Source organism: Chryseobacterium sp. 'Rf worker isolate 10', assembly GCF_050753305.1.
Lineage (GTDB): Bacteria > Bacteroidota > Bacteroidia > Flavobacteriales > Weeksellaceae > Chryseobacterium.
The window spans coordinates 52,943-68,940 of record NZ_JBOZOF010000004.1 but is presented as its reverse complement, the minus strand read 5'-3'; the positions used below and the strand labels follow the sequence as shown (position 1 = coordinate 68,940).

Annotated in this window: 13 protein-coding genes; 6 read left to right on the top strand and 7 right to left on the bottom strand. The window is 35.8% G+C overall.

All coding sequences use genetic code 11. The features are described 5' to 3' along the window. Positions 1-4: 4 nt before the first annotated feature. Together LKL37_RS18145 and LKL37_RS18140 are read left to right on the top strand one after the other, a co-directional pair. Positions 5-1,384: an NADH-quinone oxidoreductase subunit N gene (locus LKL37_RS18145; protein ID WP_105703830.1), complete on the top strand. Its 1,380-nt coding sequence runs from the start codon at positions 5-7 to the stop codon at positions 1,382-1,384. Positions 1,385-1,597: 213 nt separating this feature from the next. Beyond that, the gene (locus LKL37_RS18140; protein ID WP_431611879.1) at positions 1,598-3,910 is read left to right on the top strand and encodes a GAF domain-containing protein; all 2,313 of its coding nucleotides are present in this window, start codon (positions 1,598-1,600) and stop codon (positions 3,908-3,910) included. Between the two features lie 8 nt (positions 3,911-3,918). Here LKL37_RS18140 and LKL37_RS18135 read toward each other — a convergent pair whose 3' ends face one another. Both LKL37_RS18135 and LKL37_RS18130 read right to left on the bottom strand, forming a co-directional pair. Then, positions 3,919-4,842 carry a bestrophin family protein gene (locus tag LKL37_RS18135; protein ID WP_431611878.1) on the bottom strand — a complete coding sequence of 308 codons (924 nt, stop codon included), beginning with the start codon at positions 4,840-4,842 and terminating at the stop codon, positions 3,919-3,921. Between the two features lie 16 nt (positions 4,843-4,858). Continuing rightward, the gene (locus tag LKL37_RS18130) at positions 4,859-6,034 is read right to left on the bottom strand and encodes a Pycsar system effector family protein (RefSeq protein WP_431611877.1); all 1,176 of its coding nucleotides are present in this window, start codon (positions 6,032-6,034) and stop codon (positions 4,859-4,861) included. A gap of 26 nt (positions 6,035-6,060) precedes the next feature. Between LKL37_RS18130 and LKL37_RS18125 the strand changes: the two genes are divergently transcribed. Continuing rightward, positions 6,061-9,777 (top strand): metallophosphoesterase, encoded by a 3,717-nt coding sequence (locus LKL37_RS18125; protein WP_431611876.1) that lies wholly within the window; start codon positions 6,061-6,063, stop codon positions 9,775-9,777. A 309-nt stretch (positions 9,778-10,086) separates the two neighbouring features. Beyond that, a complete protein-coding gene (locus tag LKL37_RS18120; protein ID WP_431611875.1) occupies positions 10,087-10,794 on the top strand; it encodes a hypothetical protein in 708 nt (235 codons plus the stop codon). A 96-nt stretch (positions 10,795-10,890) separates the two neighbouring features. Here the strand turns inward: LKL37_RS18120 and LKL37_RS18115 are convergent, their stop codons facing one another. From LKL37_RS18115 to ruvX, 5 genes are all read right to left on the bottom strand, one after another. After that, complete coding sequence (locus LKL37_RS18115; protein ID WP_431611874.1) at positions 10,891-11,763, bottom strand: hypothetical protein; 873 nt, start codon at positions 11,761-11,763, stop codon at positions 10,891-10,893. 57 nt (positions 11,764-11,820) lie between these two features. After that, positions 11,821-12,588, bottom strand: coding sequence for a nucleoside triphosphate pyrophosphohydrolase (gene mazG / locus LKL37_RS18110; RefSeq protein ID WP_309434006.1), 768 nt, complete (start codon positions 12,586-12,588; stop codon positions 11,821-11,823). 201 nt (positions 12,589-12,789) lie between these two features. Further along, positions 12,790-13,347 carry a DUF5606 family protein gene (locus tag LKL37_RS18105; protein WP_105704129.1) on the bottom strand — a complete coding sequence of 186 codons (558 nt, stop codon included), beginning with the start codon at positions 13,345-13,347 and terminating at the stop codon, positions 12,790-12,792. A gap of 74 nt (positions 13,348-13,421) precedes the next feature. Then, positions 13,422-13,994 (bottom strand): peptide deformylase, encoded by a 573-nt coding sequence (gene def, locus LKL37_RS18100; protein ID WP_431611873.1) that lies wholly within the window; start codon positions 13,992-13,994, stop codon positions 13,422-13,424. Then, entirely contained in the window at positions 13,991-14,407 is a 417-nt protein-coding gene (gene ruvX, locus LKL37_RS18095; protein ID WP_431611872.1) for a Holliday junction resolvase RuvX, read from the bottom strand. Before ruvX ends, def begins: the two co-directional genes overlap by 4 nt. Positions 14,408-14,522: 115 nt before the next feature. On the opposite strand from ruvX, the gene LKL37_RS18090 reads away from it, so the two are divergent. Next, complete coding sequence (locus LKL37_RS18090) at positions 14,523-14,999, top strand: SixA phosphatase family protein (protein ID WP_089696944.1); 477 nt, start codon at positions 14,523-14,525, stop codon at positions 14,997-14,999. Then, the gene (locus tag LKL37_RS18085) at positions 14,980-15,870 is read left to right on the top strand and encodes a Zn-dependent protease (RefSeq protein WP_431611870.1); all 891 of its coding nucleotides are present in this window, start codon (positions 14,980-14,982) and stop codon (positions 15,868-15,870) included. The genes LKL37_RS18090 and LKL37_RS18085 overlap by 20 nt, the downstream gene beginning before the upstream one ends. The last annotated feature ends 128 nt before the right edge of the window (positions 15,871-15,998 follow it).

Below are 15,998 nucleotides of genomic sequence, written 5' to 3'. Positions count from 1 at the left end.
AGAAATGAGTGTTTTAATTATTGTTTTCCTAACGGCAGTTATTGCGTTATTTTCAGGAGTTTTTGAACAAGGAAAATTCGCAAGATACATTGGGATTTTGGGATTAATCATTGCATTGTATGTAAGTTTTATGCCGGAATGTTCGTTCTTCGACCATTACAAGCATATGTACGAGTACAGTGACAATACCGCATTATTCACTAAAATATCAATCGTAACAACTTTATTATTATTCTTTCTGGGAGGTTTTGCGTTCAGCAATCACAGAAGCCACCAGTCAGAATTATATGCATTGATGCTATTTGCATTATGTGGAGGGATCATCCTTTTCGGATATCAGAACTTAGTGACGATGTTCTTGGGAGTTGAAATCCTTTCTATTCCATTATATGTAATGGCTGGAGCTAACAAAACTGATCTGAGATCCAACGAAGCTTCTATTAAATATTTCCTTATGGGAGCATTTGCAACAGGTTTCTTACTGTTTGGTATTGCGTTCATCTACGGAAGTGCAGGAAGTTTTGATCTTTATAAGATTCATGATTTCGGGGTAGCCAATTCTGGGAATGTAATGTTCATCTTAGGAGTATTACTTATTCTTTGTGCATTGGCATTCAAGGTAGCTTTAGCACCTTTCCACATGTGGAGTCCTGATGTATATGCAGGCTCTCCTTCACTGATCACAGCTTTCATGGCGAGTGTGGTAAAAATCTCAGGATTCTTTGCCCTATTCAGATTGATGACGCTTGGTTTCACTGGAGTGACTCATGAGTGGATCAACGTTTTAGGAGTATTCTTAATCATTACATTACTTTTAGCAAACGTTATGGGTCTTGCTCAGACAAATGCAAAAAGAATGTTGGCATATTCTTCAGTTTCCCACGCAGGATATATCGGATTGGTATTCTTCGGAATGACAAGCCTTTCTACGTATAACCTGGCGTTCTATTTATTTGCTTATTCTTTATCTACAGTAGGAGTTTTCATGTGTCTGATCTGGGTAGAGAAATTAAAGAGAGAAACTTCTTTCGGAGCATTCAAAGGATTGGCAAAAACTGAACCTTTATTAGCTACAGCTGCAACAATCTCCATGCTTTCAATGGCTGGAGTTCCGCTAACGGCTGGTTTCATGGGGAAATTTGCTTTATTCTCCCAGGCTATGAACGGTGCTGCTTTCTTAGTATTGGTAGCTGTATTAGGTTCTGCCCTATCCATCGCTTACTATTTAAGACTGATTATCGCGATGTTCTTCTTTAAAGAATCAACATTCAAATCATCAGAAAAAGTAACCCTTACTTACAATATCATTGCAGTAGTTGTTATTGCTTTGATTATCATCCTTGGAGTTTTCCCGGATTTATTTGCAAGAATGTTCGGATTGTAAAATCAGAACCCTATAATATCAAAAGCACAACTTTTCAGTTGTGCTTTTTTATGATTAATAATCCGGTTATCTGTCTTACCAAAAAACAACAACGAATTATAAAATACGTTGCAAAATAACCCAAAGCACCTGTAAATTATATACAATAAAATAAAATTTACAGACTAACAATATTCTGCTTTTTTCATAACTTTACTTTAAATTTCTCAGCTCTTGTCTAATCTCTATAAAAAAGACTCTCCTTTTCAGGTTTATATATCATTCAAAAAATATTTGGATGTTCTGGAACATATCCGGTATAACGACAGATTGGAATATAGAGCTAACTATGCAGAGTCTCTGATCGAGAGTACCAGAAATTTTAAAGAGCTCAGAGATGGCTTTCAGGACACCGCTTTTCTGGAACAGCATGAGGACCTCATCAGGCTTCTTCTTGCAGATCTTTTCCCGACAGGGCTTACAAAAAACGAAATAAAAGCGGCGAGCATTCCTCTTTCCAACATTACGTTCAATTATACAGAAAGATTTCAAGACATCCTTAAAGATGCCGGAAAAGATTTCGAAATAGAACTCAGAAACATTACAGACAATGAGTTTTATGTGTTCTGCTGCTGCCTTATTCTTCAGAGCTACTTCAAAAAAGATATTAGAAGTACCATTCCGTTTTACTATGATATTCCCAACAAACAGGGAATCATGAAACATTATAAAATTACGGTCAATTCAGATTTTACTGAAATTACCCCTACAGAAGAGGCGAAAATTCCATCTGATGATATTTTAGATATGCTTCTGGAAAATCTGGATGATTTTAAATTGTGGAAAAAATATTTCCCCTCACAATCCTGGATACTGAAAGGCTTTACCATTATTTCATTGGTAGACTGCACCTCTGAAGTAGCACTTTCCGATCTTAAATCCAGCATGATAGAAATTGATCCTGAAGATTTAAATCCTAATGAAAATCTGACGGAAATTTTCAAATCTTATTTTGACGTTTCGGAATTGAGTTTCGGACTGATGACTTTTAATAAGAAAGAACAGAAACTGGATAAACTCCCTATTTATGAGAGCCTTTTGACCAATCATATTCTGGATTTCTGGATCAACGCTTTTGACGAAGATACACGTAAGAGTACGTTTAATAATTTAAATCACAATTCAAAACCGGTGGTTGTTTCCAACGTAAACAACCTGGATGAAAATGTAAAGCAGCTTCCTTCTTTTAGCATTTTAAAGGATAATAATGTCAATAGTTTCATGGTAATTCCTATCATGAAAGATGGTGAGCTTCTTGCCATCATGGAGTTTACGTCACCTATTGCCGGAAGTTTCAATGGTTTAAAACTTAAAAAACTTGAGTTCTTCACTGATATGGTTCTTTTCTCTCTGAACAGGTTCTATTTTGAGAAAAACTATCAGATAGAAGCTATTATTCAACGTGAATATACAACCATCCACGACAGTGTGGTATGGAAATTCAGAAATGAAGCTGAAAAATATTTTACGGCATCACTCGGAAAGAAAATATATACGTTAAAGCAGATTGCCTTTAAAAATCTTACTCCACTGTTTGGAGTTTCGGATATCCGTTCTTCCTCGGAAAAACGTTATAATCTGATGTTGCAGGATCTTAATCAGCAAATTGAGTGGCTGAATGAGATTTTTGTACTGACGAATTCCGATTCTGAGAAATTTCTGCTGGCACTGGATGTTTTTGAAAATGAGCTGAACAATGAGATCAAAGCTGATACGGAACAGCGCTTTCAGAGATTATTAAGGGAAGAAATTCATCCTTTTTTACAGGGAAAGCTGGAAATAAGAACCTCAAGAGAAATAAAAGCGAAGATCAAAGACTATTTTGCTCATATCTTTACGCCTACTGATCTGTTTTATCATCACAGAAAAAACCTGGACGATTCTATCACACTGGTCAACCGAAAACTGGCAGATATGTTGGATGAAAGCCAGATAAAAGCGCAAGAAATCTTCCCGCATTATTATGAAAGATTTAAGTCTGATGGTGTAGAGCATAATCTGTACATAGGACCTTCCATCGCTCCCGAGCTTCACTATACCTCAAAAGTTGTTCACAAACTGAGATACTGGCAGCTGAAAACCATCTGTAAAATGGAACTTGAATTTCAGTCGTTCAAAAAATATCTTCCTGTACAGCTTGATATCGCTTCGCTGATCTTTGTATATAATGAAAAAATAGACATCCGTTTCAGAATGGATGAAAAACGCTTTGATGTAGATGGAGCCTACAATTCCTATTATGAAATTATCAAAAAACGTCTGGATAAGGCACATGTCAAAGATTCTTCTGAACGCATCACTGCACCCGGAAAAATCACCATCGTCTATTTCGGAATGGAAAATCAGAAAGAATACCTTGACTATATTTCAAAGCTTCAGAAAAAAGGAGTTCTACAAAATGATATAGAATTTTTAAGAGTAGAGGATCTCCAGGGAATTACAGGATTGCTGGCGCTGAGGATTTCTTTTACACTTCCGCAGGAATAGAAAAATTACTAATCCACAAAATAAGTATCCGGCTTCTTCAATTCACCTTGCGGAATTTCGGCCTGTTCAAAAATAGAAAATTCAATAGTACGGCAGATGCTGTTCAGGGCGAGATCATTTTCTTCCTCACCAAAAGGCTCACCAATCTCCTGGATAATGGCATCAAGAGCAATAAAAGTATAGCTGATCAGCAACACGATCAAAGGCATCATCCATCCCAAAGAATCTACCAGCCCAAAAGGAAGCCAGAAACAGTATAAATACACCGTACGATGCAAAAGAACGCTGTAAGCAAAAGGCAGCGGAGTATTATAAATTCTCTCACAGCCTCCGGAAATATTAGAAAACTGATTCAGCTGATGATCCATAGAAGTCATCACAATCGTGTCAATATTTCCTTTTTTATTCTGTTCATTAAGCCAGTCGGCGATAAATCCAAGAATAATACTGGGAATAAATTTTTTATGTTTCACTTGTTCCAATTGTTCAGGAGAAAGCAGTCTTTCAAGATGCTCTGTCCCTGTTTTATCTCTCAATTGAAAGTTCAGCGACCAGGAAAATGCAGAGATCAGCTTAATGATGTTCTGTTTTTCTTCCGAAGCTCCCGGAGAAGAATCATTCACTAATGATAAGATTTGTCTCGTCAAAGATCTCGTTTCAATCACAAGTAATCCCCAAAGTTTCCGTCCTTCCCAAAAACGGTCATAGCTCGCCGAATTACAGAAACCCATAAATATGGCAAGTGCCAGTCCTATCAATGTAAAAATTGTAGGATTAAGATGTACTTTATAATCAAAAATTCTCCCTTTGAAAAAATAAATAGCCAAAGAAAACAACGTAATGATAGAGAGCTGAACAACAATTTTCTTTAATACGGAACCTCTCCATATAAATAACATTTTCAGCCAATTCGTTCGCTGTCTGACTATCATTTGTGTATATTTTTAATTAAAGACTAAGAAATGCCACCCCGAAAGACAGAACAGAAATAATAATCCCTGCCATAAAGATCTTATAGGTAATAGATAAAAGCTTGTATTTTCTGTCAAGGACTTTTCCAAGATAATACAGGTCCTTCACCATAGAATCGTAGATATAATCTCTGTCTTTGATAAGATCTTTCATCGCATTATGGTAGTCATCAAACAACATCTGCTGAAAATTACCGAAGAAAAGAAGGTTTACTTTTCTGTTGGCAATATCCTGAGAAGTAAATGTGGTTTTCGTCACATTCGGTTTTGTAGACAAAATAGCAAATATGATCGTCAGTACACTTGAAAGCAATAATATAAAGCTTGGAAGAATCAAATGTGAATTTTTAGGAGCATCCAGTTTAGGTACCAAAACGGAAAGACAAACCGAAATGATGATTGCATTTACAGATAAAAGAATATTGGCTTTGCTGTCGGCGATATCACTCAGCCTCGTATGATTATTAAGCGTTACTCTGAATAAAGTATCTACACTTCTGTCCGACTTTTCTTTTTCTTTTTTGCCTTCTGAGCTTTCCTTCTTATTCTCTTTTTTTTCTTCTTCTTTTTCCAGCTTCTTTTCGATCTTTTTAATGTTTTTCTTTTTCAGTGGTTCCCAGTTTTCTTTGGCGTAATCCGTATAAAAAGTATGCTTATTTTTCAGCATATCAAGATTTCCGGCATTCCATTCTTCGTTAGAAAAACATCTTACATTGGTTAGTTCCCATTCTTTTCTCAAAGCATCAGAAATATCGCTGTAATCATGCCCTGCGAAATGGCTGAAATCGGCATCCTTTACAATTTTCTCCAGTAAATTCTGAGGCTCATATTGTATTTTGGTCGCCAGAATCAGTTTTTCAACATCCGCAATATAGCTTTCAGGATAATTTTCCTGATGTAAAAAAGCTTTCATTACTTCTACACTCCTCTCCTCATGGTTCAAGGCACATTCTATATACCCCGTATCATGAAACCATAATGCTACGAGTACTTTCTCCTGATCCTCTTCAGAAACAGGGGTGTTTTTCATGATTTCCTCAGCCTTATTAACTGTATAGGCAGTATGGATAAAATTATGATAAAAATATACTGAAGATAACTTATCTTTGAATAAGATTTCAACATAATTTTTAGCTTTTTGTAAAATGCTCATCCCTGAAATTTTGTTAATGTAAATTTATGAATTTATCCTTTAAAACTCATCTAAAAAATACTTCTATTGTTCTTCGAACGGTAATGTCCGCAGGAGTCCTTTATTCATGTGCTACCTATAACGTGCAAAAGGGCAAAAACTTATATGAAGTAAAAGATTCCGAAATAAAATCTGATAATGATTTTAAACTCTTTCTGATTGGAGATGCAGGAAACTCGGATGAACCTCAGGCACAAAAAACACTGAATTTACTGAAAAGTAAACTTGATTCTGCCGATAGTAACTCTATGCTGATTTTCCTTGGGGACAATATTTATCCGAATGGGATGCCCAAAGAAACAGATAAAGATTATGCAACAGCCAGACAAAAACTGGAGAATCAACTTGCAATAACAAAGAATTTCAAAGGTAAAACATTAGTCATTCCCGGAAATCACGACTGGTACAACGGACTGGAAGGATTGAATACCCAGGAAGGTCTGGTAAAAAAATATCTTGACGATAAAAAAGCATTTCTGCCTAAAAACGGATGTCCTATTGACGACATCAATATTTCTAAAGATATTAAGCTTATCGCCATTGATACGGAATGGGTAATTACGAACTGGGACAATCATCCCGGAATTAACAAGAACTGCAATATTAAAACCCGTGAAGTTTTTTTTGATGAATTTAAAGATCTCATTATTAAAAATCAGGGTAAAAAAATCATTGTTGCTCTGCACCACCCTATTATCAGCAGTGGAACCCATGCAGGTTTTAATTCTGCAAAGTCACATCTTTATCCTTTCAAAAGTAAAGTTCCGGTTCCTGTAGTAGCGAGTGTCGTAAATATATTAAGAAGTTCCTCCGGAGCAAGTCCGGAAGACATCAATAACCAGCATTATGCGGATCTGGCCAACAGGCTGAAAAGTATCGTTCAGGATAAGGAAAATATTATTTTCGTTTCCGGACATGATCATAACCTGCAATATCATGAAGATGGAAATTTAAGACAGATCATCAGTGGTGCAGGCTCCAAAACAGATCCGTCTACCATTGTAGAGAAAACTGATTTTTCTTACGGAGGCAGCGGTTTTGCAGTTTTAAATTTCAGAAAAGATGAAAGCACAGATGTTGAATATTTTTCTACCAAAAATGCACAGCTTCAAAAACTGACTCATATTTCGGTGTTTTCCAAACCGGATGTATTTGTCAACAATTTTCCGAATTCATTTCCTGCAACATTTTCATCAACCATTTATCCGGTACAGCTTACTGAAAAAAGAAAATTTTACCGTTGGCTTTGGGGAGATCACTACAGAAGATATTATGGAATCCCTATTGAGGCCCCTACAGCCAATCTTTCAGAATTGAACGGCGGATACATTCCTTTCAGAGAAGGTGGAGGAAACCAATCCAACAGCTTACGTTTGAAATCTACAGACGGGCAGGAATTTGTGATGCGTGGAGTGAAAAAAAGTGCCATCCGTTTTCTTAATAATATGGCTTTCACAAAAAGTACATTAGGAGAAGAACTTGCAGATACATTCCCTGAAAAGTTCTTGTTGGACTTTTATACTACCAACCATCCGTTTACTCCTTTTACGATTGGAAATATGTCGGAAAAACTTAATATTTTCCATAGCAATCCAAAACTGTATTATATTCCTAAGCAGCATGCTTTGGGTAAATACAACGAAGATTATGGAGATGAAATGTATATGATTGAAGAACGTTTTTCTTCAGATCCGAAAACATTGGCTTATCTCGATCATGCAAAAGATATCGTTTCTACGGATGATGTATTAAAAAACCTCAATAAAAGCAATAAATATTCTGTTGACAGAGAATCCTACATCAGAGCAAGACTGTTTGATATGCTTATCGGTGACTGGGACAGACACTCGGATCAGTGGAAATGGGCTGAATATGAAGCAGGTGACAAAGTAGTTTACAAACCTATTCCGAAAGACAGGGATCAGGCATTCAGCAAATATGACGGAGCTGCATTTAAATTGATTATGAATGTTCCGGCCATCCGTCACATGAAAACCTTTACTGAAGACATCAGCAGTGTCAAATGGCTTGCTATGGAACCTTATCCGATGGATCTTGTTTTCTTAAAAGGGGCAGACCAAAGTGAATGGGAAGCACAGGCAAAATATATTCAGGAACATCTGACTGATGCAGATATTGATGATGCCTTCCACAATCTTCCAAAAGAAGTACAGGACGATACTATTGCTGAAATCCAGAGAAAGCTGAAAGCAAGAAAAACAAAACTTGTGAGCTACGCCAGCCAGTATTATGATGTATTACAGAAAAAAGTACCTCTGGCAGGAACCGTGCATCCTGATAAATTTATTATTACGAAAAACGGACACTCAGTACTGGTACAGCAATATAAACTGGGCAAGGATAAAGATAAGAATGAACTGGTTTTTGAAAAAAATTACCACGATTCAAAAACAAAAGAACTGTGGATCTACGGATTGGAAGATGATGATACTTATATAGTAACGGGAAGCGGAAATCCTAAAATGACAATCAGACTGATCGGTGGATATAATCATGATACCTATAACGTTGCAGATGGAAGAAAAGTAAAGATTTACGATTTTAAATCTCAAAAAAACACTTACAATTCCGGAAACGCAACCAAGAACATTACGGATGATTATGACATCAACAGCTATAATTACAAGCACCCGAAATACAATTCCGTTGCAGGGTATCCCAACTTGGACTATAACCCGGATGATGGTGTTATTGTAGGTGTTCTGGCCAATTATACCGTGAATAATTTCATTCGTGATCCTTTCACTCAAAAGCACAGCTTAAAAGCTAATTTTTATACCGCTACAGCAGGATTCAGTCTTACCTATAAAGGAGTATTTAAAAAGGCTATCTCAGGTTGGGATTTCAATCTTGATGCATTTTATACCACTCCAAGATTCTCTCAGAATTTCTTTGGCCTTTCCAATGAAAGTGAGTACGACAAAGAAGATACAGAAAGAGAATACAACAGAGCCCGAATTTCTAAGTTCAACTTTGCGCCTTCTATCTCTAAAAAAAGCTGGATGAACCTCAGCCACCAATTTCAGTTGACTTTTGAAGATAATAAAGTACAAAGAAAAGCTGATCGTTTCATCAATCAGTCTCCGGATGTAAGACCGGGTGTATTCAACAGCCAGCAGTTTGTAGGAGCCAATTATACATTTGGTTATAAAAATGCCGATAATGCAGCATTTCCTACTCTTGGCCTTGAATTTATGCTTAATGCAGACTGGAAAGCTACTCTTTCTGACTTCAATAAAAACTTTGTAACTGTAAAAGGAAAACTGGCCGTTGACCACAGAATTGATAAGAAAGGAAAATTTGTATTTGCCAATTCCAGTAACGTAATGTGGATCAATAACAACAATTTTGAATTCTATCAGGCCGCAACTATTGGAGGTAATAATGGAATGAGAGCTTTCAGAAATGAAAGATTTGCCGGAAGATCATACTTCACCAATAACTCGGAAATCCGATGGGATTTCGGGAGAATAAGAAACAATATTGCTCCTGCCAATATGGGTATACTTATCGGGTACGATATCGGCCGTGTGTGGAATGACAGTGAAAATTCAAGAAAATGGCATCAATCCGCCGGTGCTGGTTTATGGCTAAGCATTGTAGAAATGATGTCTGCCAGATTAAATTATTTCTATGGCTCAGACGGAGGAAGACTTTCTGCGGGAATAGGAATGAAGTTTTAAATGAGCTTAAAAAAAAGAAATTAATTCAAATTCATACAATTAGCGCAAACAGATATAAAAACCTGATTAACAATGTGTTAAATTTGTTTCAAATAAGTAATTCGAAAAAATTCCAATTTTAATTGAATTTAATAATTCTAATTTTCAACTCGCAATTTTCATCAATAATACAAATATGGCTTTTAAATAAAAGCCATATTTTCAGCTATATAGATCAAAGCCACACATAGTTTTATATGTTTATTAATTTATTAAAAAACAGACATTTTAAAAACATTCTATATTTGTTTTAACAAAAAAAACAATTGAATGAAAAAAAAGCTATTATACATGGCACTATTTGTCATGTTCGTACATCTAAATGCCCAAATAGGAATTAAAACACCCACACCTCAAAATACCTTACATGTCAACGGCTCTCTTCAGGTCGTGAAAGACTTGAATGTAGGGGGAGACGACAAAACGAAAGGTAATTCCGGAAACAAAGACGAAGTTTTAATGTCGACCGGTCCTGGCAGTGCCCCGGTTTGGAAAACAATTGAATCACAAAACTTTTTAAAAGTGGTTTATGTGGGAAATAAAACAGACATCAGCCCGGCAAGCGGAAGTTATACAGGATCTCATAACAACTCCGGAAGTTTTGTACAACCTTATATTTTTAATGTAACTAATAAAATTGACAGCTCTTATTTTACCTATTCACAAACAACCGGGATTTTCACAGTGGTAAAAGCTGGGTTTTATAATATTGTTCCCTATGTCACTTATAATCTTAGTTTAAACCCTGACGGGCAAACCGCAGGAACAGCTATTACGTATATCCAAAAAGTTTCCCCTACCAATACAACACTTGCCAGCTCATCTACGGGACATGGGGAGCGTACTCTTACAGTGTATCACAATCTTTCATCCATTAGCTTTTTCAATGCAGGAGAAACATTCAAAGTACAGTGTGTCTATACTCAGGATTTCCGTTTGTCCGGCGGTAATATTTATATATCATATCTTACTCCGTAAGCAGTAGAAATATTAATCACTTCATAACATTATATATTTATTAAAAAACCCCACAGAATAAATCTGTGGGGTTTTAATTTTATTAAATTCTGTTCTTTAAAACGAAAACGTATACACATTTCCACCTTCATCTTTGCCCTTCTCATCAGCAATCATTAATGTCTTATCATCAAGAAAAACAATAGCTTCTTTCTGAGAATTGTGATGCAAAGGAATTTTCTGAATTTTTGTAGCACTGAAATTATCTGCAGTAAATCCTGTAAGAACATGTACATTCTTATGCGTCAGCAATACAATTTTATCTTTCGTACTGTTGATGGTAGCAGACGTAATAGCTGCATCATTGTATCCTCCTTCAAGTTTTAACGTTCCTATTAACTTCGCTTCAAAATTTCCTTCTTTATTAGGTACCTGGAATACAAGGAAAGTTCCGTCAAAACCCTTGCACCTGTTTTTGGTGAATAAGTAAAAGTTCCCATCCATTTCTACAAAAGCCTCACAGTCGTACAACAGGTTAGATTTTTTCGGAGGAAACTCCGTCTGCCCCTGGTAATGGAATTTCGTAGTCTGAACCACTTTCGTCACCGTTTGCTTACTATCTTTAAGGTCTGTTTTTAAGATAGCCAGATCCTGCCTATCGTTATCATTATTACCAAAATCTCCGATATAAATATTCCCCTGGGTATCTGATATAATGTCTTCCCAGTCGGTATTTTCCGCATTTTCTACCGGAACTTTTGCTACCATTTCTCCCTTATTATTGACCCCGTATATTGCATTTTTATTGCCTCTGTCTTCTATCAGCCAAATGGTATTTTTATCCTTAGACAAAGTAATTCCGGAAACCTCCTTCAACTTTTTGGGCAAAGCAAACTGAATTTTCAGTTCGTCTTCATTGGCAGGAGAATTCTGAGCTTTTGGATTACAGCTCAATAAAAACAAAGTAGGTAAAATAAGAAAGCGTAGCATATTTATTTTTTATTTTTTTAACTGAATATAAGAAGCATTAATTGTTCCAATCAGGAATTAAGAAAGTTTTTTTGCTTTTTCCCAGAGAACATCCATTTCTTCAAGAGACATATCTGCCAATTTTAAATCCTGTTCTTCGGCAAGTCCTTCCATCTTTTGAAATCTTGAAATAAACTTCAGGTTAGTTCTTTCTAATGCAGAATCCGGATTAATACCTGAAATTCTGGCATAATTAATCAGTGAGAAAAAAACATCTCCCAATTCCTGTTCTTTTTTATCCAAATCAGTTTCAGCATGAAACTCCTGAATCTCTTCATCTACTTTTTTCCATGCATCTTCGGCATCATGAAATTCAAAACCAATTCCTTTTACCTTATCCTGAATTCTGTAAGCTTTTACCAAACTCGGAAGGCTTTTCGGTACACCACCCAAAATAGATTTATTTCCTTCTTTTAATTTTAATTTTTCCCAGTTCTGTTTCACCTCTTCTTCGTCTTTTACTTCAACATCTCCATAGATATGAGGATGACGGAAGATCAGCTTTTCATTAAGGGAATTAATCACATCAGCGATATCAAAACTTTCTTTTTCCGAACCAATTTTAGCATAAAAAACAAGATGAAGCAGGACATCGCCCAATTCTTTTTTTATTTCCTGCAAATCGTTCTGCAAAATAGCGTCTGAAAGTTCATAAGTCTCTTCAAGCGTAAGGTGACGAAGGGATTCTAACGTCTGTTTCTGATCCCATGGACATTTTTCACGCAAATCATCCATAATATCCAGTAATCTGCCAAAAGCCTCCAGTTTCTCCTGTTTCGTATTCATAGTTTGAAAATTCAAGTCTTACAAATTTAAGGATTGTTTCTGTCATTCTGATTGAAGCAACGCAAAATGAAGAATCTATTCTACTTTAAAGCAATTTTTCTTTTATCAGAATGATACAACTGGCTGCTATTATCAATTATATAAACGAAAAAACCTCGCCAATTCTGACGAGGTTTGTATTTTTAATTCTAATTGAAAGAATTATCCTTGTTTTCTGTGTGTACTTTTCGGAGCTGATTTTGCAGCTGAAGTAGCTTTTACTTTTGGAGCAGCTGGTTTCTCTGCTTTCGGAGCTTTTTTAGCTTCTTTTTCAATGCTTACTTCTTCTGTTGCCGGTTCTCCGTCTAAAGTCTCAGGTTCTGCTTTCACAAAGCTATCCGGAGTGATATATCCTGCTTTATGAAGGATGTTGTACCACTGAGCCAATTTCTTGATATCAGAAGAATATACTCTTTCTGTATCATAGTTAGGAAGAGATGCCAGCATAAAATCTTTCAAATCTGCATCAGAAGATTTGTGAGAAATAGTTTCCTTATAATCGTTGTTTTTAGCAATATTTTCAAATACTTCAAACAAAGGAACTTCTTTCTCAAATGTAAACATAGCAATATTGTCTAATAAGCTTACCTGGCTTGAGTTTCCAATGCTTACTTTTTTCTTGTTGGTAACATCTTCAATGATGAATCCGTTTCTTAATTGAGAAACTAATTTGAAAAGTCCTGGTTTTCCAGAAATTGAAATTATTTTTTCTAACAGCATAATTTTATTTTTTGTAAATTCTGCAATCAGCACTAGCTTTTTGCTTTATATTATTCTTTTAATCCTTGTTTAAATTACTTTGGAAATCTCATTTTGTAACCGATGTTTACGTCACCATGAGAAATTTTTGTCAGTTTACCTTTTACCAGTTTCTTTTTCAAAGCACTTAGATGGTCAGTAAATAAAACTCCTTCAATGTGATCATATTCATGCTGAATTACGCGGGCTCTAATATCGGAAAAAGTTTCTGTATGTTTCACAAAATTTTCGTCATAATATTCAATAACGATTGTTCCCTTTCTCTTCACGTCTTCTCTTACATCCGGAATAGAAAGACAACCTTCGTTGAACTTCCATTCTTCACCGGATTCTTCAAGAATCTGTGCATTGATGAATACTTTTTTGAACGATGCCAACTCATCTTTAATATCTTCATAATCCTCATCTTCTGCAAGAGGCGTCACGTCTATTACAAACAGACGGATATCCAAACCAATCTGAGGCGCAGCAAGACCTATGCCATTTGCGCTGTACATTGTTTCGAACATGTTATCTATCAATTCCTGTAATGCGGGATAGTCTTTGTCTATATCTTTTCCCACTTTTCTCAAAACAGGATCCCCAAAAGCTCTTATCGGTAAAATCATCTTAATCTTTGTTCTAAAAAATTCTGCAATATGATTGTTGCACTTACTTTATCTATTAATCCTTTTTCCTGCCTCTTTTTCTTACTTTTTCCACTTTGAGAAATAAAAAATGAAGCCATTTTGGAAGTAAATCTTTCATCAAAACGGTGAACCGCAATATCCGAAAATTCTTTTTTAAATTCTTCAATGAATTTTAAAATATCGGTTTCCACTTCCGAAATGTTTCCTTTCAAATCTATGGGAAGCCCAATTACGACTTCATCTACCTTGTTTTCACTGAAATATTTTTTCAAAAATTCCATTAAAGAACGGTTCTCCACAGTCTCCAGCCCACTGGCTATAATCTGCATATCATCAGTTGCAGCGATACCACAACGAGCCTTTCCGTAGTCTATTGCAAGGATTTGTCCCATAAGTCTGCAAATTTAGTAAAATTTACTGATTTTATTCATAACGCAGTTTTTTTATATAAATCATGTTTTATTCCATTATTTTTTTTATAATTTTAATCTTCCAAAAAACAATTATATGAAGAAACTCATCCTCGTAAGACATGCAAAAAGCGACTGGCCGGAGGAAACGGAGGACTTTGACAGACCTTTGGCAGACAAGGGTTTGGAGGATGCTATGCACATGTCCAGATTCCTGAAAAACAATAATATTTCTATTGATCATTTTGTATCCAGCCCCGCAGTACGCGCACTGAATACCTGTAAAATTTTTAATCAGACTTATCAGTTGAACTGTTCTACTGATGAAAAATTATATAATCCCTCGGAAAGAAGTTTTGAATCTGTAATTTATGACCTGGATGACAACCTGAATTCGGTTGCTTTCTTCTCTCACAATAATGGAATTTCCAATTTTGCCAATTCCATTTCTGAAGATATTTTTCATTTTCCCACCTGCGGAGTAGCCGGTTTTGAAGTAGACTGTGAATCGTGGTCAGAATTTGATGGTGCTAAAAAGAAATTACTTTTCTTTTATGAGCCAGGGAAAATATAACTTCACGTCATTATTTTTTTATGTCACAATAATTACTCTTCTTTTCTCATGTCAGAAACAGAAGAAAACGTACTATGAATCTATCGCAAAGAATGACATAAAGCTTCCTTCTATCAAGCCCGGAAGCTGGCGCCATAATCATGATGAACATTTCCAGACGTTTGAAGATTTTCAAAAATCAAAAAAAATAAAACCCGAACCTGGAAAAAACACCATTTATCTTCAGCCCATCGGGGCTTTTGACGAAATTCAGAAAAAAGAAATAGCACTCACCAAAGAATATTTGAAAATATATTACCAGCTGGAAACAAAAATACTACCAGCTCTACCCAATACCATCTTTCCTGAAAAAGTGAAAAGAATTTCAAAGGAAGGACAAGAACAGATTCTTGCAGGATATGTGCTGGACAGCATTCTGATCAAAAGAAAGCCTAAAGATGCTGTAGTCCTTATGGGAATTACAGAGAAAGACCTTTTCCCCAAACCGGAATGGAATTATGTTTTCGGACTGGCTTCTTATGAAGATGGTGTAGGAGTAACTTCGATGTACAGATTTGCAAATGGTCATTTAACCGATTCAAATTTCAACGAAAGTCTTTTAAGATTAATAAAAATAAGTTCCCACGAAATTGGACATATGTTCGGAATCAGCCACTGCCTGAATGCCAATTGTGTGATGAATGGAACCAATTCACTACCTGAAACGGATTATCACCTGGCCAGAGCCTGCTCACTTTGTCAAAGAAAATTGAATTCAAGCATCCATTATGATAATAAGAAAAGACTTCTTGAGCTAAAAGATTTCTTTGAAAAACAGCACCTTAACTCAGAGCTTACTTTAGCAAATCAGGATCTAAATCTTGTACAATAAACCAACATTTCTTTTACAGACTACACATTCCCCTCCACCGGAGGGGTGGCGAAAATTCAAAGAATTTTTGACGGGGTGGTTAGCCATTATCAGCTAAATCCAAGAAAACAAACTATATTTAAAAACAA